Annotated in this window: 20 protein-coding genes, 1 pseudogene and 1 other annotated feature; of the genes and pseudogenes, 4 read left to right on the forward strand and 17 right to left on the reverse strand. The window is 33.3% G+C overall.

Going from position 1 to position 22,651, the window contains the following annotated elements; all coding sequences use genetic code 11:
• The 5 genes from ilvC to ilvE form a co-directional block, all read right to left on the reverse strand.
• Entirely contained in the window at positions 1-1,011 is a 1,011-nt protein-coding gene (gene ilvC, locus MY490_RS12395; RefSeq protein WP_248265999.1) for a ketol-acid reductoisomerase, read from the reverse strand.
• Positions 1,012-1,051: 40 nt separating this feature from the next.
• Positions 1,052-1,567 (reverse strand): acetolactate synthase small subunit, encoded by a 516-nt coding sequence (ilvN, locus tag MY490_RS12400; protein ID WP_025671139.1) that lies wholly within the window; start codon positions 1,565-1,567, stop codon positions 1,052-1,054.
• Positions 1,567-3,255: an acetolactate synthase large subunit gene (ilvB, locus tag MY490_RS12405; RefSeq protein WP_248269371.1), complete on the reverse strand. Its 1,689-nt coding sequence runs from the start codon at positions 3,253-3,255 to the stop codon at positions 1,567-1,569. Before ilvB ends, ilvN begins: the two co-directional genes overlap by 1 nt.
• Before the next feature lie 99 nt (positions 3,256-3,354).
• Positions 3,355-3,591 (reverse strand) — a binding site (T-box leader).
• Positions 3,590-5,257, reverse strand: a complete 1,668-nt coding sequence (gene ilvD, locus MY490_RS12410; protein WP_248266000.1) for a dihydroxy-acid dehydratase — start codon at positions 5,255-5,257, stop codon at positions 3,590-3,592. (Overlaps the previous feature by 2 nt.)
• Before the next feature lie 6 nt (positions 5,258-5,263).
• Positions 5,264-6,154 (reverse strand): branched-chain-amino-acid transaminase, encoded by an 891-nt coding sequence (gene ilvE / locus MY490_RS12415; protein WP_248266001.1) that lies wholly within the window; start codon positions 6,152-6,154, stop codon positions 5,264-5,266.
• A 262-nt stretch (positions 6,155-6,416) separates the two neighbouring features.
• Between ilvE and MY490_RS12420 the strand changes: the two genes are divergently transcribed.
• The gene (locus MY490_RS12420; RefSeq protein ID WP_056477121.1) at positions 6,417-6,605 is read left to right on the forward strand and encodes a hypothetical protein; all 189 of its coding nucleotides are present in this window, start codon (positions 6,417-6,419) and stop codon (positions 6,603-6,605) included.
• Between the two features lie 480 nt (positions 6,606-7,085).
• Here the strand turns inward: MY490_RS12420 and MY490_RS12425 are convergent, their stop codons facing one another.
• Positions 7,086-8,612 carry an ABC transporter permease/substrate-binding protein gene (locus MY490_RS12425; protein ID WP_248266002.1) on the reverse strand — a complete coding sequence of 509 codons (1,527 nt, stop codon included), beginning with the start codon at positions 8,610-8,612 and terminating at the stop codon, positions 7,086-7,088.
• Position 8,613: 1 nt separating this feature from the next.
• Positions 8,614-9,366, reverse strand: a complete 753-nt coding sequence (locus tag MY490_RS12430) for an ABC transporter ATP-binding protein (RefSeq protein WP_248266003.1) — start codon at positions 9,364-9,366, stop codon at positions 8,614-8,616.
• 210 nt (positions 9,367-9,576) lie between these two features.
• Between MY490_RS12430 and brnQ the strand changes: the two genes are divergently transcribed.
• Positions 9,577-10,911, forward strand: coding sequence for a branched-chain amino acid transport system II carrier protein (gene brnQ, locus MY490_RS12435; protein WP_248266004.1), 1,335 nt, complete (start codon positions 9,577-9,579; stop codon positions 10,909-10,911).
• Positions 10,912-10,977: 66 nt separating this feature from the next.
• On the opposite strand, the gene MY490_RS12440 is transcribed toward brnQ, so the two are convergent.
• Positions 10,978-12,150, reverse strand: coding sequence for an alpha-hydroxy-acid oxidizing protein (locus MY490_RS12440; RefSeq protein WP_248266005.1), 1,173 nt, complete (start codon positions 12,148-12,150; stop codon positions 10,978-10,980).
• 405 nt (positions 12,151-12,555) lie between these two features.
• Here MY490_RS12440 and MY490_RS12445 point away from each other — a divergent pair, with 405 nt between their 5' ends.
• Positions 12,556-13,032, forward strand: coding sequence for a nucleoside deaminase (locus tag MY490_RS12445; RefSeq protein WP_248266006.1), 477 nt, complete (start codon positions 12,556-12,558; stop codon positions 13,030-13,032).
• 64 nt (positions 13,033-13,096) lie between these two features.
• On the opposite strand, the gene MY490_RS12450 is transcribed toward MY490_RS12445, so the two are convergent.
• The 4 genes from MY490_RS12450 to MY490_RS12465 form a co-directional block, all read right to left on the reverse strand.
• On the reverse strand, positions 13,097-13,555 hold the full coding sequence (locus tag MY490_RS12450) for a YkvA family protein (RefSeq protein ID WP_248266007.1): 459 nt from the start codon (positions 13,553-13,555) through the stop codon (positions 13,097-13,099).
• A gap of 120 nt (positions 13,556-13,675) precedes the next feature.
• Positions 13,676-15,298, reverse strand: coding sequence for an ABC-F family ATP-binding cassette domain-containing protein (locus tag MY490_RS12455; protein ID WP_248266008.1), 1,623 nt, complete (start codon positions 15,296-15,298; stop codon positions 13,676-13,678).
• Between the two features lie 124 nt (positions 15,299-15,422).
• Positions 15,423-16,061 (reverse strand): SdpI family protein, encoded by a 639-nt coding sequence (locus MY490_RS12460; protein WP_248266009.1) that lies wholly within the window; start codon positions 16,059-16,061, stop codon positions 15,423-15,425.
• Between the two features lie 17 nt (positions 16,062-16,078).
• Positions 16,079-16,336 (reverse strand): autorepressor SdpR family transcription factor, encoded by a 258-nt coding sequence (locus MY490_RS12465; protein WP_248266010.1) that lies wholly within the window; start codon positions 16,334-16,336, stop codon positions 16,079-16,081.
• Positions 16,337-16,507: 171 nt separating this feature from the next.
• Here MY490_RS12465 and MY490_RS12470 point away from each other — a divergent pair, with 171 nt between their 5' ends.
• A complete protein-coding gene (locus MY490_RS12470) occupies positions 16,508-17,692 on the forward strand; it encodes an alanyl-tRNA editing protein (RefSeq protein WP_248266011.1) in 1,185 nt (394 codons plus the stop codon).
• A gap of 155 nt (positions 17,693-17,847) precedes the next feature.
• On the opposite strand, the gene MY490_RS12475 is transcribed toward MY490_RS12470, so the two are convergent.
• The 5 genes and pseudogenes from MY490_RS12475 to MY490_RS22240 all read right to left on the reverse strand — a co-directional run bounded on the left by MY490_RS12475 (position 17,848) and on the right by MY490_RS22240 (position 22,603).
• Entirely contained in the window at positions 17,848-20,448 is a 2,601-nt protein-coding gene (locus tag MY490_RS12475) for an Ig-like domain-containing protein (protein ID WP_248266012.1), read from the reverse strand.
• 518 nt (positions 20,449-20,966) lie between these two features.
• Positions 20,967-21,461, reverse strand: a pseudogene (locus MY490_RS12480) (GNAT family N-acetyltransferase).
• Positions 21,462-21,697: 236 nt separating this feature from the next.
• Entirely contained in the window at positions 21,698-21,991 is a 294-nt protein-coding gene (locus tag MY490_RS12485; protein WP_248266013.1) for an antibiotic biosynthesis monooxygenase family protein, read from the reverse strand.
• 193 nt (positions 21,992-22,184) lie between these two features.
• Positions 22,185-22,340 (reverse strand): GNAT family N-acetyltransferase, encoded by a 156-nt coding sequence (locus tag MY490_RS22235; RefSeq protein ID WP_348983795.1) that lies wholly within the window; start codon positions 22,338-22,340, stop codon positions 22,185-22,187.
• Complete coding sequence (locus MY490_RS22240) at positions 22,328-22,603, reverse strand: GNAT family N-acetyltransferase (RefSeq protein ID WP_348983765.1); 276 nt, start codon at positions 22,601-22,603, stop codon at positions 22,328-22,330. The genes MY490_RS22235 and MY490_RS22240 overlap by 13 nt, the downstream gene beginning before the upstream one ends.
• Between the last annotated feature and the right edge of the window lie 48 nt (positions 22,604-22,651).

Below are 22,651 nucleotides of genomic sequence, written 5' to 3' on the forward strand. Positions count from 1 at the left end.
TTATTTCACCTCGACCTTTTCTTTTCTTTGAATAAATGGCATCATTGCACGAAGTTTTTCTCCAACCTCTTCTAACTGATGTTGTTTTTCACTTTCATTAATTTCATTGAATACTGGACGACCATTTTTATTTTCGTTAATCCAGCCTTTAGCAAACGTACCATCTTGAATTTCTGCTAAAATATCTTTCATCGCTAATTTTGACTCATTCGCTACTACTCTAGGACCAGATACGAAATCACCCCATTGCGCAGTATCAGAGATTGAATATCTCATATAGCTCATTCCGCCTTCGTACATTAAATCAACGATTAGCTTCAACTCATGTAAACACTCAAAGTATGCTACTTCTGGTTGATATCCTGCTTCTACTAATGTTTCAAATCCTGATTTTACTAAAGACGTTACACCACCACATAGTACCGCTTGTTCTCCGAATAAATCTGTTTCAGTTTCCTCTTTAAATGTAGTTTCAAGAACTCCTGCTCTAGTAGAACCAATTCCTTCAGCGTAAGAAAGTGCTACATTTTTTGCTTCACCCGTTACATCTTGGTATACAGCAAATAATGCTGGAACCGCTGCGCCATCGACAAAAGTACGTCGAACAAGATGTCCAGGACCCTTTGGAGCTACTAAAAATACATCAACATTTGCAGGAGGAACAATTTGATCAAAGTGAACATTAAATCCGTGTGCAAACGCAAGCGCATTACCATTTTCTAGATACGGTTCAATTTCATTTTTATAAACAGTTGGTTGATGCTCATCCGGTAATAGAATCATTACTACGTCTGCTACCTTTGAAGCCTCTGCAACAGTCGTTACATGTAGGCCATCATTTGCTGCAGCATCCCATGATTTACCTGGGCGACAACCAACAACTACTTTATGACCATTATCATGTAAATTTAAAGCATGTGCGTGACCTTGTGAGCCATAACCAATTACTGCAATCGTTTTCCCTACTAATACATTTTCCTTCACGTCTGTACCATAATATACTTTAGCCATTTTCAAATTCCTCCAATTTTTTTATGTTTTATATTTTTATTTAATAAGAGAGTAGCTTTTGAGCATGCTCCTTATGTTTAGCAGATCTAGTAAATGCGGTAACACCTGTTCGAGCTATTTCTTTTAGTTCGAAAGGTCTTAATAATTCAATCAAAGCCTCTACCTTGTCAGAAGTACCAGTAACTTGAACGACAATCTGATCACGGCTTACATCAATAACCGAGGCTCTAAACGGTTCAATTAGACTATAAATTTCATTTCTTGTAGCTGCATTTGTACTCACCTTTATTAAGGCTAGTTCTCTAGCAATAACTGATTCTTCTGTTATATCTGCTACTTTTATCACATCAATTTGCTTGTGAAGCTGTTTAATCAATTGTTCAACTTGTTGTAAATCCTCTACATGAACGACAAACGTAATTCTTGAAATATGATCTTGTTCAGTATGACCTACAGAAATACTTTCGATATTAAAGCGTCTTCTCGAGATCACTCCTGTAATTCGGTTGAGTACGCCACTGTTATTTAATACAGTTGATGTAATGACTCGTTTCATTATTTCACCCCTTCCATTTCATGAATTCCTTTACCAGGTGGAACCATTGGTGTAACGATTTCAGCTTGATGAACTCGACAATCAATTAAAACTGGCCCATCAAATTCAATTGCTTCTCGTAATTGACTTTCAACTAAATTTGGATCTGAGATTGTCATCCCTTTAATACCGTAAGCTTCAGCAAGTTTTGTGAAACTAGGCTGGCAGTCTAATAGAGAACTAGAGAAGCGGTCATTATAAAAAGCTGATTGCCACTGTCTTACCATTCCTAAAGCTGCGTTATTTAAAATTAAAATTTTAACTTGTAAATTATGTTCCTTGATCATGCTCAATTCTTGCAATGTCATTTGGAATCCTGCATCACCTACAATCGCTACAACTAATTCTTCAGGCTTTGCAAATTGTGCTCCGATTGCAGCCGGTAAACCAAATCCCATCGTTCCGAGTCCACCTGAAGTGATCCATTTATGTGGTTCATCAAAAGGATAATACTGAGCGGCCCACATTTGATGTTGACCTACATCTGTGGAGATCGTTGCTTTCCCATTTGTAATCGAATGGAGTAAAGTTAAGACAGTTTGTGGTTTAATGACTTCTCTACTCGGTTCATACTGTAAAGGAAAGGCCTCTTTTCGACTTTTAAGAAGTTCTAACCATTCACTATGATTTTGTTTATCTACTTTTTGTTTTAATAGAACTTTTAGAACTTCCTTAGCACATCCAACGATTGGAATATTTGTCGGAATAACTTTGTTTATTTCAGCAGGATCTATATCGATATGTGCCACAATCGCATTTTTAGCAAAATGTGCTAAATTACCCGTTAACCTATCATCAAATCTTGCTCCGATGTTAATTAGTAAATCACTTTCATACATTGCCATATTTGCTGTATAAGTTCCGTGCATGCCCCCCATTCCCAGGAATAATTCCTCATTAGCTGGAAATCCACCTAGCCCTAAAAGCGTATTGACAACTGGGATATTGAACTTTTTTATAAATTCAGTAAACTCATCAGCTGCTTTTGCATGTAATATTCCTGCTCCAGCTAATACGACTGGTTTTTTAGCTTTTTCAATTGCTCCTATTAATTTTGTTATTTGAAGAAAATTTGGTTCATAAGTCGGTTGATAACCTGGTAATTGAACCTCTACTTCTTCCTTTTTCACTCCTTTTTCAACCATCATATTTTTTGGTAGATCAATGACAACTGGACCTGGACGGCCTGTTGAAGCAATATGAAATGCTTCTTTTACGATTTGAGGGACATCTTCAACATTACGCACTTGGTAGTTATGTTTTGTAACTGGCATTGTAATTCCGATAACATCTGCTTCTTGAAAGGCATCCGTTCCGATTACATTTGTAGCAACCTGACCAGTAAAAACAACTAGTGGTAATGAATCCATCATCGCATCTGCTAAACCAGTCACTACATTTGTTGCACCTGGACCACTTGTTGCGATTACAACTCCTGGTCGACCAGTCACACGTGCATATCCTTCTGCAGCGTGAATGGCCCCTTGTTCATGCCTTGCTAGAATGTGAGGAATATCAGCATCATAAAGTGCATCATATAATGGTAATACTGCCCCTCCAGGGTAACCAAAAATCATTTCAACATTTTCTTTTTTCAAAGCATCAATTAGTAAATTTGCACCTGACAATTCTTTTGACAGAGTTCTCATCGAATGATGACTCATTTCTACTTTTCCCTCCATTTTTGGATAAAATTTACCCATTTATTCGCAATAAAAAAAGCCATAACTCCACACTTCAGCAGATGCTGAAGGGGCGAAAGACTTTTCGCGGTACCACCCTTCTTCTTAGGTTAATAACCTAACTTTGGGATTTTGGCTAACCAAAATCTGGCTATAACGTGACCAACGTTCAAGCTTACATTACAAATTAATTCAGCTTGACACTCAAGAGTGAGTTTCATTAATCAAGGTCATCGGTTCACACCAGCCACCGACTCTCTGAAGATCCTTTTCATAACTACTTTTCTCTTTCAATGCTTTTTCATATTTTTAATATTCCACCAGTATTAGCAGAAGTAACTAACTTTGCATATCTTGCTAAATAACCCGTTTTAACTTTTGGTTCTTTTAATTTATATGATGTTTTACGAGATTCTAACGTTTCGTTTGAAATTGATAATGTAATACTTCTTGATAAAAGATCGATTATGATTTCATCGCCGTCTTCAATATATGCAATTGGTCCACCTTCAGCCGCTTCTGGAGAAATATGTCCGATTGCAATTCCTCTAGTAGCCCCCGAAAAACGACCATCTGTAATTAACGCAACTTTTGTTCCTAAACCTCTTCCTACAATTGATGAAGTTGGTGCAAGCATTTCAGGCATTCCAGGTCCACCTTTTGGACCCTCATATCGAATGACAACGACATGCCCTTCTTTTACGAGACCATTGTCAATCGCTTCAACTGCTTCATCGTGTGAGTCAAAACAAATTGCCTCACCAATAAATGTTTGGATTGAAGAATCAACCGCTCCTACTTTAATAACTGCTCCGTCTGGGGCTAGATTCCCATGTAAGATCGATAATCCGCCTGTTTGTGAATAAGGATTTTCTTTTTTGCGAATCACTTCACTATTCGTGATTGTAGCTTCTTGCACATTCTCGAATAAAGTTTTTCCCGTAATTGTAATGCGGTCACTATTGATTGCTCCAGGAATGGTTGTAAGTTCTTTAATAATTGCTGGAACACCACCTGCTAAATGAACATCATGCATTGAATAGTGCGAAGCGGGACTAATTTTAGATAAATAAGGTACTCTTCTAGCTACGTCATTTATATCCTTTAAGTCGTAATCAATTCCTGCCTCATTTGCGATGGCCATTAAGTGTAAAACAGTATTTGTCGATCCACCCATTGCCATGTCTAGTGCAAATGCATCATCAATAGCCTCTTTTGTAATAATATCTCTTGGTTTTATATCGTTTTCAATGCAATCCATTAGATGAAAAGCTGCATCACGGATTAATTGATGTCTGTCTTTACTAGTTGCAAGTATTGTTCCGTTATATGGTAGTGCTACACCGAGCATCTCCATAATGCAATTCATTGAATTTGCTGTAAACATTCCAGAACATGATCCACATGTAGGACATGCTGACTTTTCAATATCGAGTAATTCTTCAACACTCATTTTTCCTGATTTAAAAGCACCTACACCTTCAAATACTGAAGCAAGAGATAGGGCCTTTCCATCTTTAGATAGTCCTCCTGCCATTGGTCCACCTGATACAAAAACTGCTGGTACATTTGTACGAACAGCTGCCATTAGCATTCCAGGTGTGATTTTATCGCAGTTTGGCATATAAAATACTCCATCAAACCAATGTGCATTAATTACAGTTTCTGCTGCATCGGCAATGATTTCCCTACTTGGTAAAGAATACCTCATTCCGATATGCCCCATTGCGATTCCATCATCGACACCAATCGTATTAAACTCAAATGGAACTCCACCGGCATCTCGAATCGCTTGTTTTACAACATCAGCCATTTCCCTTAAATGAATATGACCTGGAACAATATCAATATATGAATTACAAATTGCTATAAATGGTTTATTAAAATCTTCTTCTTTAACGCCTGCCGCTAATAATAAGCTACGATGCGGTGCGCGGTCGATTCCTTTTTTGATCATGTCACTTCGCACAATTTATCACCCTTGTTTTACGTAAATTTTTTCTCCATCTTCAACTACTAATTGACGAAATGCTTTTAATAATCTTTGTGTATTTGGTCCTGGTTTTCCATCACCAATCACTCGTCCATCTACCTTAGATACGCCAATTACTTCAGCTGCTGTTCCTGTTAAGAAAACCTCATCGGCAATATAAACATCATGTCTAGTGAACAATTTTTCCTCAACTTCATAACCTAATGTGTCACCTAATTCCATAATTGCATTTCGAGTAATTCCTTCTAATGCACCTGCTGAACTCGGTGGAGTAATTAACTTATTCCCTTTTACTAAAAAGACATTATCTCCAGATCCTTCAGCTACAAAGCCTTGATCGTTTAGCATTAGTGCTTCTTGAACACCAGCAAGTTTAGCTTCAATTTTTACTAATATGTTATTTAAGTAATTTAAAGATTTAATTTGTGGATTTAATACATCACTTCGATTTCTTCTCGTTGCTACTGTTACAATTTCCATACCATTTTCGTAAAGTTCTTGTGGAAACAGTGCTAGTTGTTCAGCAATGACAACTACATTTGCTCTTGGACAAGAAGCTGGATCTAATCCAAGATTCCCTTCACCTCTTGAGACGACGAGTCGAATATAACCACTATGTAAATTATTTCGATTTACTGTATCAACTACAATTTGTGTTAACTCTTCTAATGAATAAGGAATTGTTAATAAAATTGATTTTGCTGATTCATATAATCGAATGAGATGTTCTTTTAAGCGAAATACATTGCCATCATATACGCGAATCCCTTCGAATACTCCATCTCCATATAGATATCCATGATCATATACAGAAACTTTTGCATCTTGTTTTTGAACGAATTCACCATTTAAAAAAATCTGTTGCTCTGTCACGGTTAATCCTCCTCAAGAGTTAAAATATTTGTACTTACTTTATTCCAATCTACTAAATAAATCAACAAGTTTTTAGAAAATTTTAAATTCATAATTTATTCAAATATCGTATAAATATTGGTAAATCAACAATGAAAACCTTTACATTTTTTCAAAATAATTTTTCGACAAAATTTTACTCTTGAAAAATGTTTTTAAAAGGATTATCATATGGTTACTTTATACAGAATTTTCTGTAAATTAAAATCGGAGGCGAGTAAAAATGGCTACTTTACAAATTAATGGGACTGTTAACGAAATCAATGAAGTGTTGAAAGTAATGAGTAATCATTTTGACATTCAGATTAAAGACGAAAAATCCGATCAGGAGTATTCAGTAGATTTCTCTTATGAAGAATGGGAAAATGATTCTTTTGTAAGTGAGATGTTAACTGGAGCTTATAATGATTAAACATTGAAATTCTTATCGTGTGATAACAAAAGAGGGTAGCCAATTATTTTAGGCAACCCTCTTTTTATTGATTGGTGTGATGTGGTGAGAATAAGTGTACGGGGAGACATTGGACTGCAAATAAGGGATGGAAGCTGCAAATAAACGGTCGACTGCAAATAAAAGTAGCGAATCTGCAATTAAATTTGTTAAACCGCAATTAAAATTATCAAATCTGCAATTAAATCTAGCACAAGTGCAATTAAGATACGAAATTAACCCTACCAGTTAAGGTATTTCACACCAAGGACTGTTTATCAATTCATATTTTTTAAAGAAAACTAGCAATTTCCCTCTAATTTTATCTATCTCGAATAAAAAGTCGCTACGAATCTGCAAAAATATGAATTGTGATAGAACAGTGCTATACATTCTAGTGTAATACAACAAAAAAGGACCGCTTAGATCAGTTCCCCTGACCAATAAGACAGTCCTTTTCGTTTATTTTAGCAAACCCTCTTCCTTCAAAAACTCTCTAGCAACACTTTCAGCAGATTTTCCACCAACATTTACTTTGTAATTCATTTCTCGCATTTCATCATCCGTTATTTTATTTTTTAATTTATTTAGTATAATTTTGACTTCTGGATATTTTTTAAGTGTTTCTTTTCTCAGAAGTGGTGCGCATTGATATGGTGGGAATAAATTTTTATCATCGACTAGCACTTTCATGTTATAACTGTGGAGTTCACTATCAGTTGAATATGCATCGATTATTGAGAGATCGCCCGATTGAATTGCGTCATATCGCAATTTTGGTTCCATCGTTTTTAAATTTTGGAACTTTAATCCATATAATTTTTGTAGACCTAAATATCCGTCTTCACGATCTGTAAATTCTAATGTGAAACCTGCTTTTAACTGATTTTCTACTTTGGTTGCATCTGAAATTGTTTCGATTCCAAATTGTTTCGAAATATGATCCGGAACAGCTAATGCATACGTGTCATTAAATTTCATAGGTTCCAAATAGCTCAAATTATATTTTTTTGCTAAACCTTCAGCAGCTTGTTCATATACTGCATTTGCATCGTTACTAACAGTCTTTTCTTTCAAAAAAGTAGAAATGGCCGTACCTGTATATTCTGGATAAATATCAATGTCACCCTTTTTTAATGCATTAAACACAAATGTTGTTTTACCAAAATTAGGCTTAACTTCAACGTTTAGATTCGTTTCATCCTCAATCATTAATTTATACATATTCATTATTATTTCTGGTTCAGCACCTAGTTTTCCAGCGATCACTAGATCCGTTTTATTCCAAGATTTAATTGTTAATGGAGAAAATAATAATGCTAATAAAATAAAACTAGCAGTTATGATTCTTAATGAAAAACTCTTAAAACTCCTCTTCTCTATTAATCTTAAAATAAAATCAAATATAATTGCTAAAAGTGCTGAAGGTATTGCCCCTATAATGATTAAATTCATATCGTTTCGATCGATTCCTAATAATATTAAACTACCTAAACCTCCAGCTCCTATTAAAGCGGCGATTGTTGCCGTTCCAACAATTATGACCATCGCAGTTCGGATTCCCGCCATCATAACTGGTAATGCTAATGGTAATTCAACCTTAAAAAGTCTTTGTCTACCGTTCATTCCTAACCCAGTTGCTGCTTCTAATAGAATCGGATCAATCTCCTTAATTCCGGTATATGTATTTCGCAGGATCGGCAATAATGCATAAACACTTAGCGCAATCACCGCTGGAATCTTTCCAATACCGACTAAAGGTATTAAAATCCCTAACAGTGCTAATGAAGGAATCGTTTGAATAACTGCTGTAGTTCCAATTACAAATTCAGAGAGAACTTTCTTTCTCGTTAAGTAAATTCCAACCGGGACAGCTATTATTATTGCAATAATAAGTGCAAATACTGAAATTTGAATATGCTCTAACAAAGCTGTTAGTAATTGCTCTTTTCTATTTGCAAGGGTTGTTGTAAATGAAGTGAGAATCATCTTATATTCCCTCCTTTACAACAGCTTTACCACGATAATTGTCTATAAATTGTTCAACGAAAGGGTTAACTGGATTATTTAAAATTTCTTCCTTCGTACCTACTTGAACTAGTTCACCATCGTGCATGATCCCGATTCGGTCTCCTAAATAAAATGCCTCGTCTAAATCATGAGTAACGAAAAGGATCGTTTTATTAATCTTAGTTTTTAATTGCTTCAAGTCCTTTTGTAATTGTAATCTAGTAATCGGATCTAATGCACTAAACGGTTCGTCCATTAATAATAAGTTTGGATCTCCTGCTAAAGCCCTCGCTACACCTACCCGCTGTTGTTGACCCCCAGACAACTCCGAAACTGATCTTTTACTAAATTCCAAAGGATTTAATTTTACTAATTCTAATAATTCTTGAGTTCGCTCATTTATTTGTGCTTTGTTCCATTTTTTTAATTCTGGTACGATTGAAATATTTTCTTCAACATTCAGATGAGGAAATAGTGCAATCTGTTGTAGTACATATCCAAACTCTCTCCTCAGCTTATGTTCATCATAATCTTTAATGTTTTTATCATTATAAAAAATTTCACCGTCTGTTGGTTTAATTAATCTATTTATTAATTTAATTGTTGTTGTTTTTCCACAGCCACTTGGGCCAATTAAAACAAAGCATTCACCTGAATGAATTGAAAAAGATAAATCCTGAACTGCACTTTTTCCATTTGAAAACTTAAAAGATATATCTTGAAATTGGATCATTCTAGTCCTCCCTTAAAAAAGCCTATAATTATATATAGTTAGAGGACAAGTTTACTTATGCTTTAAGCAATAAAAATTAGGACAAAAGAAATTTTTTTCATTCTTTATGAAAATTGTAAGAATTTTAAAAGATTTTGTAGTAAATAAAGTTATTTTTTGATAGAATGAGAAAATCATTTTTAAAAAGCAACTATGTTTGAGGTGAATTATTTGAATACTTTATCAAAAAAAGAAATACTGTTTATTGGATTTATGTTATTTTCTATGTTATTTGGTGCAGGTAATTTAATTTTCCCAGCATACATTGGACAAGCAGCCGGAGAGAATGTATGGGAAGCAATTATAGGATTTATTATTTCAGATGCAGGTATTGCGATTTTAGCATTTATAGCAATAGCAAAATCCGGTGATTTTGATACGCTTGTAAAGAGAGTACATCCTATTTTTGCACTTCTCTTCCCGATGGCAATCTACTTGTCGATCGGACCTGGACTTGCAATTCCACGCGCTAGTAGTCTCGCATATGAAATGGGTGTTAAACCATTTTTGTCCGAAGGTTTAGCTAATTCGCCAATAGGACTATTAGTTTATTCAATTGTGTTTTTTAGTATCGTTTATTGGTTTGCTAAATCACCTTCAAAATTAGTTGACAGATTCGGTAAAATTTTAACTCCAGCTTTACTAATCTTAATTTTAATTGTTTTTATTAAAGCAATGTTTACGGACTTATCTAGTTTTAAGGGTGCATCCTTAACATACAAATCTAATCCAGTCTCACAAGGAATTTTAGATGGCTATCAAACGATGGATGGGATTTGCGCATTAATCTACGGGATTGTTTTCATCAATATTTTTCAAAGATTAAATGTTACAAATCAAAAATTACAAATTAAGTATTTAATGATTTTCGGTTTAATTTGTGCATTATTATTATCGATGACTTATTTTATAATTGGCTACTTAGGTGCCTCAACAACGATTACTGGACAAATTGACAATGGAGCAATCGTCTTAACAACAGTAATGAATCAATTATTTGGAAATGGTGGAACGATTGTTTTAGGACTTATTTTTACACTTGCATGTTTAAGTGTTTGTATTGGTTTAATTACATCATGTTCTCAATATTTTAATAGTATTTTCTCTAAATTATCATATAAAAAATGGGCAATCTTATTATGTTTCTTTAGTGGATTCGTAGCCAATTTAGGACTTACACAAATATTAAAAGTATCCGTTCCAATATTAGGTCTTTTATATCCGATGGCAATTGCACTGATTGTTCTAGCACTTTTACACGATCAATTACCATTTAAAGGTAGAGCAATTTATTTATTAACAATTTTGTTTGTTGGAATTTATAGCTTAATCGAAATAATCAATTCATCATTTTTAAATAACGGCTTAAATGAATTATTATCGATTGTTCCAATGCAAAGTAAAGGATTCGGTTGGGTAATACCTGGTTTAATCGGTTTTGTAATTGGTTGTATAATGGAGAAGTTTTTCGTTAAAGAATATACCGAAGTAAAGAAGGCAGTTTAATTATATTTTCAAAATAAAGAGCGACTCATTAGTCTAAGCACTCACTGAGATCGCTCTTTTTAATTTTTAAAAATGTTTACTAAGGTTTTCTTTTACCAACAAAGATGGCTTTAATTCACTGATACTTTTTTGTCCGGATAAAGCCATCGTTAAATCAAAATCAGCTAAAATATTTTTCATTACTTGGACTACCCCGTTTTTACCAGCAAGAGCTAGGCCATACATATACGGTCGACCAATTAAAACTGCATCAGCACCGATTGCTAATGCTTTATATACATCTGATCCTCTTCTAATACCACTATCCATTAAAATTGGTAATCTACCTTTTAATTCACTACAAATACTCTCTAATGCATCTAAAGTACTAATCGTTCCATCAACCTGTCTTCCACCATGATTCGAAACGATAATGCCATCCATACCATATTCAAGAGCAAGCATTGCATCATCCTTATGTAAAATTCCCTTTAATAAAATAGGTAATTTAGTTTGATTTCGCAAAAATGCTAAATCCTCCCATGTTAATGCAGGATTGCCAAAGAGTCTTGTCCATAATAGAATTGCTGACTGTGGATCTTCTTCAGGTGATTTATTTAATCGTGAGCGAAATACAGGATCCTCTAAATAGTTACCAATCCCTTGGCCTTGTAAAAATGGTAAATATGCATTTTCAATATCTTTTTCTCTCCAACCCATAATCGAGGTATCAAGCGTAATAACAATCGCTTCGTAGCCATTTGCTTCAGCACGTTTAATCATACTTGCTGCAATTTCCATATCACTACTACAATATAATTGATACCATTTTGGAGAATTTCCTAGAACAGTTGAAACCTTTTCTAATGAGTAAGTCGATGCAGTGCTAGTAATGTATGGAATATTCAATTCTGCAGCTGCTCGAGCAGCTTCAAGTTCCCCTTCTGGATGTGCAATCGACTGGACACCGATTGGAGCAAATAAAATCGGCGAGTTATATGTTTTGCCAAATAAATTTATACTAATATCACGCTCAGCCACATTACGTAACATTCGCGGTACAATTTTCCACTTATCAAATGCTAATCTATTTTCAATCATCGAGCGCTCACTACCAGCGCCCCCAGCTATATAATAAAAAGGTCCTTCCTCTAATTGATCTTGTGCTAACTTTTCTAAATCCTCAAATCTAACAGGAATCTCACTTTTTTTTCCACCACTATACACTTGCAATTGAATATAATTTCCGAAATTCTTCATTCGAAACACATCCTTCAAAAAAATGTAACCGTTTACATATTCTAATTCATTTCAACTAACTCCTCTATTTTTCTTAATAAATCATTCGACATTTTGAATATTTATAAGATTCTTTATACCGTCAAGTACTTACTTTTATATTAAAAAATTTTTTTTGAATTATATTACTCTATTTTTATTGTTCTGATAAAAAAATGAATTTTCTTACTTTATATTGATTAAATATGTTCTTAAATACTGTAATAGAGTGTACAAATAAGTAAGATACCCTTTTTATTGGTAATGGTTGATTTAAAGTAGTATAAATCGATTAACCAATTTTATTGCCTACTTATTTATATTAATTTAAGAGATTAGATAAATGGAAAAACCTTTCGCCCTTATTACTATAAAGGTGGTGTTAGTTTGAATCACTCTGATTGGATTAAATTAAGTGTAAGACTTGCTTATGAAAATTTATTAAATAAGAATGGTGGGCCATTTGGGGCAGTTGTTGTCCAAAATGGAAAAGTAATTGGTGCCGGTGTAAATGGTGTCACTACTTTAAATGATCCAACTGCACATGCAGAGGTTCAAGCAATTCGAAACGCATGTCAAAATTTAGGTACATATTTATTAAAAGATGCCGTCTTATATACTAGCTGTGAACCATGCCCAATGTGTCTAAGTGCCGCCTATTGGTCTAGAATATCAAAAATATATTATTTTTTTACAAAAGATGATGCTGCAAAAATTGGATTTGATGATGCACATATTTATGATGAACTTTCATTGCCTTATGAAGATCGAACGATCCCTAGTGAACAAATTATGATTAAGGTCAAAGATATTGAAAACCCTTTCATTGTTTGGTCAAAAGATGAAAGTCATGTACATTATTAAACAGTATAGAAAAGGTTGCTCATTAATAATAATGGGCAACCTTATTTTAATTTTGATTGATATTTTAATCTTTTAGCTCATGATCTTGCTCTATCTCTTCAATTTCCACTAAATTTGTTGAATCATCTTTTTCGATATTATTTTCTTTCCAAATTTTATACTTTTCAATATCTTTGTTAATTTGTTTAAATGTATACGCTAAAATCGTTGCATCATCTAAAAAGCCTAAGCCTACGATAAAATCTGGTATTGCGTCGATTGGACTGACAAAATAAATTAATGCTCCGATTACTGTCAAAATTGATTTTGTAGAAATATCTCTATAACTGCCATTAATATATGATTTAAATAGATCGATAAATAAATTTACTTTTCCCCAAGCTTCACCTAACGCGCCTTTTTTATCCGGTGCGAGCTGAGCTGCTTTTTTCAATAAATTCGTTGATTTTTCTTTATTTCCTAAATAGGAAGAAGCTTTCTTTAAATACTTTTTAAAAAACTTATTATCATTTAACTCGGACATTTTTTCTCCTCCCTTTTTTATAGTTTAACAAATATAAAAACAAGATGAAAGTACGAAAAACCACTAATCAATTGATTAGTGGTTTAACTTCTATCCTGTGAATGGCCTTTGTATGTGGAATTACTTATTATATAACTCTTCTACTTGCTTTTGTAAATCCTTGTTCTCTAAGAACTCATCATAAGTACACTCTTTATCAACTAAACCGTTTGGTGTTACTTCAATGATACGGTTTGCAATAGTTTGAATGAACTGATGGTCATGAGAAGTAAATAATGCAGTACCTTTGAAGGCAATTAAACCATTATTTAATGCCGTAATTGACTCTAAGTCTAAGTGGTTAGTAGGATCATCTAATACTAATACGTTTGCTCCACTTAACATCATTTTTGAAAGCATACAACGAACTTTTTCTCCCCCAGAAAGAACAGAAGCTTTTTTCATTACTTCCTCTCCTGAGAATAGCATACGTCCTAAGAAACCACGTAAGAAGCTCTCAGACTCATCTTGTGGAGAGAACTGACGTAACCATTCGATTAAGTTCATGTCACTATTTTCAAAGAACTCAGAGTTATCTTTAGGGAAAAATGCTTGAGAAGTTGTTACACCCCATTTAAATGAACCAGTATCCGGCTCCATTTCACCCATTAAAATTTTAAATAAAGTTGAAATTGCAACGTCATTTTTACCTACAAACGCAATTTTATCGCCTTTGTTTACAGTAAAACGTACATTATCTAGTACTTTTTCACCATCGATTGTTTTTGAAATTCCATCTACAGTTAATAAATCATTTCCAACTTCCCTCTCTGGCGTAAATCCAACGAATGGATAACGACGAGAAGATGGTCTAATATCATCAAGCGTAATTTTATCTAAAAGTTTTTTACGTGAAGTAGCTTGTTTTGCTTTTGAAGCATTTGAGCTAAATCGAGCAATAAATCCTTGTAGTTCTTTAATTTTCTCTTCTTTTTTCTTATTAGCATCAGACATTAATTTTTGAGCTAATTGACTTGATTCATACCAGAAATCATAGTTACCAACATAAAGTTGAATTTTACCAAAATCTAAATCTGCCATATGTGTACAAACTTGATTTAAGAAGTGACGGTCATGTGATACAACGATAACTGTGTTTTCAAAGTTAATTAAGAAGTTTTCTAACCATTGAACAGCTTTAAGATCTAAGTTGTTCGTAGGCTCATCTAGTAAAAGAATATCTGGTTGACCAAATAGTGCTTGAGCAAGTAGTACTTTTACTTTCTCACCAGCTTGTAATTCAGCCATTTTTTTATAATGTAAGTCTTCTGTAATACCAAGACCTTTTAATAAAATCGCAGCTTCTGATTCTGCTTCCCAACCATTTAACTCTGCAAACTCACCTTCAAGTTCTGCAGCTTTCATGCCATCTTCTTCAGTAAAATCTTCCTTCATATAGATTGCATCTTTTTCTTTCATTACTTCATAAAGACGAGTATGACCCATAATAACTGTTTGAAGAACTTCAAACTCTTCATATTCAAACTGATTTTGTTTTAATACTGCAAGGCGCTCACCTGGCGTTACAATAACATCACCTGTAGACGGCTCGATTTCACCAGATAAAATTTTAATAAAAGTAGATTTACCCGCACCATTAGCACCAATTAAACCGTAACAGTTACCTGGTGTAAATTTTATATTAACATCATCAAATAATTTTCTGTCCGCAAAACGCAAACTAACATTGCTTACTGTAATCATTTTATTTTTATTCCTCCAACTCTTTTGCTCTACTCTTTACAATACCATACTTTAAAGGGAAATTAAATTTTTTCTAAAATAAATTCTTAATCAATCACCAAATTTTGTAAAAAAATAGCTTAATTTAGTTTTTCATTTCCTTTTTAAAGGCAATATATGAGTATATAGTTGTGAACCCAACTAAAAATATAATCAGTGGAAATACAATTATTCCTTTGTTACTCACTGGTATAAAATAAAGCAACACGAAACATAAACCAACGATCATAAATAATCTACCGCTAACTCGATGTGTTTTTTTCCAAACATTTTCATTACTTAATGTCCAAGGCGTACGGATGCCAATAAAATAATTCGAACGAACATGAGGCATATAATTTCCAAGAAACATAAACAAAAGACCAATAAAAAGAAAACTCATTGAGCCGATCTGAACGTTATAACCTAATCCATAAAATAAAACACTCATATTAAGTAAAAAGAAAATAAATAAAATCCCTGTTGCCATAAAGGACAAGCTTCTTTGGAATAACTTATAATTTTCTTTTCTTGGATCAATCTTCGGAGTTACAATTGGCAATAAATAAACAAAAAGCATGATCGCATGGAGCTCGATAAACGTTTGCATTTTTGAATCGTAATTATTAACATGACCTGAAAAATCCCAGTGAACTGGTAGTTGACTTGGTAAATCATGAAAGTTAATAATCCATAATACAAGCGAACAAATAAATAGTAAAATTGCTATAATATGCTTCTTCAAAATATGTCACCTCTCAATTATTTTTCTTTAAAACTATATGCCCAACTTATAATTTCTTGGAAAACAGTCAGATTTAGAGAGTAAATAATAAATTGGCCCTTCTTTTCATCTTGAATTAACTGGGCTGATTTCAATATTTTAAGATGCTGCGAAATACTAGGTTTTGACATATCGAATTGTTCTGAGATTTCTCCAGCAGTTAAATCCTTCTCTTTTAATAAAGCTAAAATTTTCCTTCGAGTTGGATCCGATAATGCTTTAAATAATTCGTTCACATTTCACACCTCTAAGATTTAGTATTTAGTTAATTAACTAAATACTAAAATCTATTTGTCTAATTGTCAATTATGCTAAAATTAGAAACAGAATATTTTAAGTTTTTATTTCGTTTCTATCTAATTTAAATTAAAGTAAATTTTGAAAATTAAAAGATTAGAGGTATTATCATGGCTAATAAACTATATTTTGAACACCCCTCATTAAAAAAATGGTTTACTAAAATTACTGAAATTAAAGAAGTTGATTCTTTATTTCATATCAAACTTGAGGATTCATCATTTTATCCTGAGGGTGGCGGGCAACCATCTGACTTCGGTACAATTAATGGAATCGAAATTGTTGATTTAATAGAAGATGATGAAGAAGTGATCCATGTCTTAAATGCAAAACCGGATACAACGGAAGCAACATGTGAAATAAATTGGGATCGAAGAATTGATCATATGCAGCATCATAGTGGCCAACATTTACTGTCAGCAACAATTATTGATCTATTCGATATTCCTACTGTAAGTTTTCATCTAGGAAAAGAGACAGTCACGATTGACTTAGATACACCTTCTCTTTCTGCTGAACAATTAAATCAAATTGAAAGAGCAGTTTATGAAAAGATTCTTGCAAATATTGAAATTAAAACATACTTCGTAAATAAAGAAGAATTAAATGCACTTCAACTCCGAAAATTACCAAAAGTTGAAGACAACATACGAATTGTTGAGATATTACATACAGATTTATCTGCTTGTTGTGGTACTCATGTAAAACATACGGGTGAAATTGGATTAATTAAACTAATTAAAACTGAAAAAGTAAGACAAACTACTCGACTCCATTTTAAATGTGGCTATAGAGCACTAGAAGAAGTTCAAAAAACTAGTAAAACATTATCAAAAATTAATCAATTATTTAATACACATACTGATCAAATTAAAGATAAAGTTGAAACGACGATTAATGAATTAAAAGAAGCACAAAAAGAAATTGATAGAATGAAAGAAACGATTTTTAACTCAATCTCTAACGAGTTACTATTAACTGCAATGAATGATATCATTATCAAAACATTTGAGGAAGAATCAGTAAAAGACTTACAGTTACTCGCAAAGGTAATCCAATCTAAAAAACCTTCATTACTTGTTTTTTCAAGTGTAAAAGAGCAAAAATTATTGCTAATTAATCAGCTCAAAAATGATGTGCACTGTGGAGAACTTATAAAAATTTTGATAAAACAGGTTGAAGGAAAAGGAGGCGGCGGTTCAGGGCAAGCACAAGCTACTTTTGAGACTTCAATCCAATTAAATGAAGCTGAAAATATTTTAAAACGTATTCTTCTTAGTCAGGTAAATGTGTAATGCTTCAAAAATATAATTTTGAACTTAGTCTTTACACTTTATGTAGAAGAATTATTATTACTTAGGTTTTAATGTCTTGATTGATTGTAAACAGATTTCGTAATTTAAAGAAATGTAAAAAAAGATTCACAGAAAATACTGTGAATCTTTTTTACTTAGTATACGGTTACAATTGTGCTTCCACTTTTATTTTTTGCTGAATCGACCGCATAAACGGAAAGTTTAGTGCCTTTTCGTTGTTTTACAATTGTGATTCGAAACGCTCCTTTTGAATCCACTTTCCCTTTTCCTAAATATTTTGAGCCTGCGTAAACATACACAGTTGCATATTTTTCTGCTTTCCCAGTTAGGATTGTTGTATTTGATGTTACTTTATTTACAACCGGTTTTGAAGGAGCAATTTTATCAAGTACAGTTACTTTTGTTGGATTGCTTGTGCCCCCATTTAAAGTAGCTGTAACTACAACAATTGTACCTGCTTGTTGTTTTGGAATTGTTATACTAAATTGGCCAGTTTGCAATGCTTTTCCTTGTCCAATCACTTTTGAACCAACTTTTGCTGTAATCGACGCATTTGGGGTTGTTTTCCCAGTAATACGAGTATGGCTATTCCAAATTGAGCTTACAGATGGTGCTGGAGGTCTGATATTTGAAACGATCAAAGATTTCGTAGTACGATTTCCAGCCACGTCTTCAGCGATGAATTTATAAGTTCCATTTTTACTAACAGGGAAAATTGCGTTAGTCCCATTCACTTCACTACCATTTGGTAAGATAATTTTTGCAATTCCAGATGCATCACTTGCATTTGCAACAAGTAAAACATTTGATAGCGTTACTTCGGTTGTACTTGGAATCACATCCATTTTAGGTACAATGGTATCAATATTGTTCACAACGACTTCTTTATTCGTCGTATTTCCAAATATGTCCTTTACGTAAAAGTAGTATGATCCGTTTTTTGATACATCATATGTTGCGTTACTACCTGAAACAACTACATTGTTAGGTAATTGAATCGATTGAACACCAATATTATCAGTCGCAGACACTTGAATACTAACTGGTTTATTTGTAAGGCGTTCAGTACTTTTTGTGATCGTCACTGTCGGGCTCTCATTATCAGTTACCGTCTGATAAAAATCAGTCAGTTTTTCGTACGCCATCGTTGAACCTGCACTTCTTGCTTCCACTTTAAAATGGAATGTTCCTTTTGCTTTTGGATTCCATGTAAAACTAGATGAAGAACTATATTCTTGTAAAACTTTCCATGTGCCATTTTCATTCACAGAAAATTTGTACTCTACATTTTGCCCACCAGTAGAAGTTGCATTAAATCTATACTCTTTTGGTGCAAGATTTGAATCAGTTGCAACAGATAGATTCGTAATTGGCGGTATTTTCGTTTTAAATGAATACGTCAAATCGGATGTTAATGCTTCATTTAAATAGCCTGTCATCGCTTCTTTTTTAATGCTTAATGTGTAATTTGTACTTGGATCGAGGTTTTCTGCTTGAATAATAAGTGTCCCATGATCCGTTTCAACATCAATTGGTACGTTTCCATTTGATCCAGCTAGCGTGATGCCATTTAAATCTCGAATAGTCAAATTCTGTGGAAATTGTAATGCGAAAATCGTATTGATTGGCACATTCAGCATTCCATCTGTCAGTTTTGGCAGATTTTCGTCTGTCCAATGATCCAAATCAAATACAGCACTATCAACCACCGAGAAAGGCGCTGGTTTTACATCATTTATAAACTCACAATAATACTTGTTGTTCTGATCAGAATAAACAACGAACAATCCATTCTTATATAATAATTTTTCTGGTAAAACATTTTCTTTTAATGAGTACAAAAACTCATCTGTATTGTATGTAAACACATCAATACCACCGTTTGAATTAGCAGCGAATGTTAGATTGTCTGCAAGACTAAATGCAAAATCATAGTAATCCCCACCCATTCCAAGTGAATACGTCATATCACCTGCACGAAGTGGTGCAAGGTCAAACACTGCCCCACTATGATTATATAAATGTAATCCGTCGGGTGTAATGTTCGCTTCTGTTTCTAAATTATAATCCCCATGATACGGGGAGTCATAATGGTTGATGATTTTTCCATGATCAACTTCAAACGCATCGATATCCATTGGTGAGATGTCTTCAGAATCAACAGTATAAATTTTTGAATTTTCTTTGTTATAAAAAATTGTCGCACCAGCATAAATAGTGGTATAAAGCGTTTGTGGTACTTCGGTAAAATCAGCTAGATTAATTACTTTTAGTGCAACCCACTGGCCTGAACCTGGTGTAATATACAGATACCCATCTTTGTCGATTGCGATATCCATTGGATCAATTGTAATATTCGCTACTCGAACTAAGCTAAAATCGCTTCGATTGATAATCGCAATTCCACCATTTCCAGAGCTATATCGATCGTGTGAAACTTTTTGTTGCGTTGCATAGACATAATCTCCGTATACTTCAATATGTTCCGATGGGTACGGTAACACAATTGTTTTCACTTGACCGGTTTCATAATTGACAGCTGTCACATTTTTACTACCTAGTTTTGTTAAATATACAACAGGAAGCTCTGGGTCCATTGCTGCATCAGCCGGTGAAAAACCGAGTGAGATTGGTGTACTTTGTGCATTTACTTTTGTTGTTTCAAACAGCCTGCTAGGAATAAAACTTCCGACTACAAGACTGATGACTAGTAAAATGGTTGTCCATTTTCTCAAGTCTTTTCCCTCCAATTCTACTACAAATCAAATACTATATTATCACACATAGCGTATAATTGTTGAAAAATTTCAGAAAATTACTTCTTGTAATGAAAAAAAGCTATTTAGCTATCAAACAATAAGTTCTATATTCTATGTTTCTATATTTTTATATAAACTTTTTACAACTCTGTCATAACTGTCAAAAACCTTTTATACTACTATGATACTCCGCTTCATGTATCTAGCCTTTTTATTACTTTGGTCCCTCATAACAAAGAATGGATAAAATTAACGATTAAAAAAGCCAATTCTTTAGCAACTACCCTGTAATTTAGATCAAAAAAAGACCACCGAAGCAGTCGATTCATGCTAAACAAGAATATGCGTTGTTAAATACTTTTTCCTAAAGATGGATAGGACTAACCCAATATTCCAAACGATTATATACCACCCATTAGTGAAAGAAGGAAAAGAACAAAGACAGACTGCTCAAGTCCACAGTTATTCTTTTCTTGTTATGTATTCACTTCTATCTATTCAACCAAATACTTATAGAATTTTTTATCGACCTTGATGACTGGAAATTTTTCAGGTAAATCGGTAACTTCTACACTTGTAAAACCATTTTTTTCATAAAATCGATGTGCTGCTAAAAATTGAGGAGTTGTTCCAAGATAAATTGCTTTTATTGACATTTCTTTCGCTCATTTAATAGCATTATTTAATAAAAGACTTGCAGTTTTATATTTTGTACCTCTGTATTCCTTGTCTACAAACATTTTTCTTAACGCAACTTTTTGATTCCCTATATCTAAAAGACTGATTGTACCAACTACTTTATCGCCATATATAGCCACCCAAAAGTTCCCTTTTCCATTCTGATAAAATTCTTCTATAGTAAACAAATCAGGCTGGTCATCCTTGGTGATCTTAATATTGTATTCTTTTTGCTGAATATCAAGAATCAAATCTACTACTTGAGCTTGATAATCATTAGAGTATTCTTTCACAATAGGACTGCTGTTCATAAATATACACCGCCTTTAAAAGATTAACACTTTACTGTTTTCAATATAGCCACTTCTCTTTCATATCACTGATATCACTTTATTCAATATCGAGATCAAGATGTCCTTTTTCCTATTTAACTAAAAGTGTTAAATTGAACAATAAAAAATGACCGACGAATCGTCGATCATTTTTTCAGATTCACCTCAGTGAAAGAAAGTTTATCTCGTACTTCCAAGTAGTTGAATATGGCTTACTAAAGTTTAACCTTTTTAAAATGTTCAACAGTCGGAAATGGGTCATAAAAATGATGTAATTGCTTTTTCCATTCTTGATACTCGGTAGATTGTCTAAATCCAACTGTATGGTCTTCTAATGTTTCCCATTGAACCAGTAGTAAATATTTCCCCTTTACTTCCAGACAATGCTGTAATTCGTGAGATAAGTAACCTTTCATTGAAGAAATTATTTCTGATGCCCCACGAAATGCTTCTTCATATTCCGCTTCCATACCATCCTTAACTTGTAGCATAACGGCTTCCAATATCATATAAAATCCTCTTTTCATAAGTTAATCAATATTACTTTCTTTTAAAGCCCTTTTATAAATCTTTACTTCCGTGTTGTTCAACTATCTCATGCAGTAGTTATATAAGAACTCATTATAATAATTTAGACATGTAGTATTCATCAAAACTATTACCTTCTATTATTAATGAGTTTCTTTTTGTTCCTTCAATTTCTTACCCCATCTTTTTATATAAACATACTCTTGCTTCATTTTGTTTTACAACAGTCAGTTCTAATCTTGAAATCCTATGTTTAATTGCCCATTCTTCTATGTTTTGAAATAATTTAGTACCAATACCTTTACCTGTATAATCCTCTAAGATTCCAATTGCAAGAAGACCGAATGTTTTTTTCTTATCACACTACTCCCAATCGCAAACGCATAACCGACTAATATTCCAGAAGAATCTTCCGCAACAAATATGGTTGAATTCGGTGATTTCTCAATAACTTCTAACTGTTTACGTTGTTTCTCGACCGTAATATTTCTTTCTCCAGCCCCATAAAGCATGAAATCAGCCCGTTTTTCAACTTCTTTAATTAGTTGGACAAAATTTTCTGCATCGTCTAGTTTGATTTCTCTAATGTTCATTTAATTCTCGCCTTAATGATTAATAATCAATAATTATATTCTATAAAG

This window comes from Gottfriedia acidiceleris (assembly GCF_023115465.1).
Lineage (GTDB): Bacteria > Bacillota > Bacilli > Bacillales > Bacillaceae_G > Gottfriedia > Gottfriedia acidiceleris_B.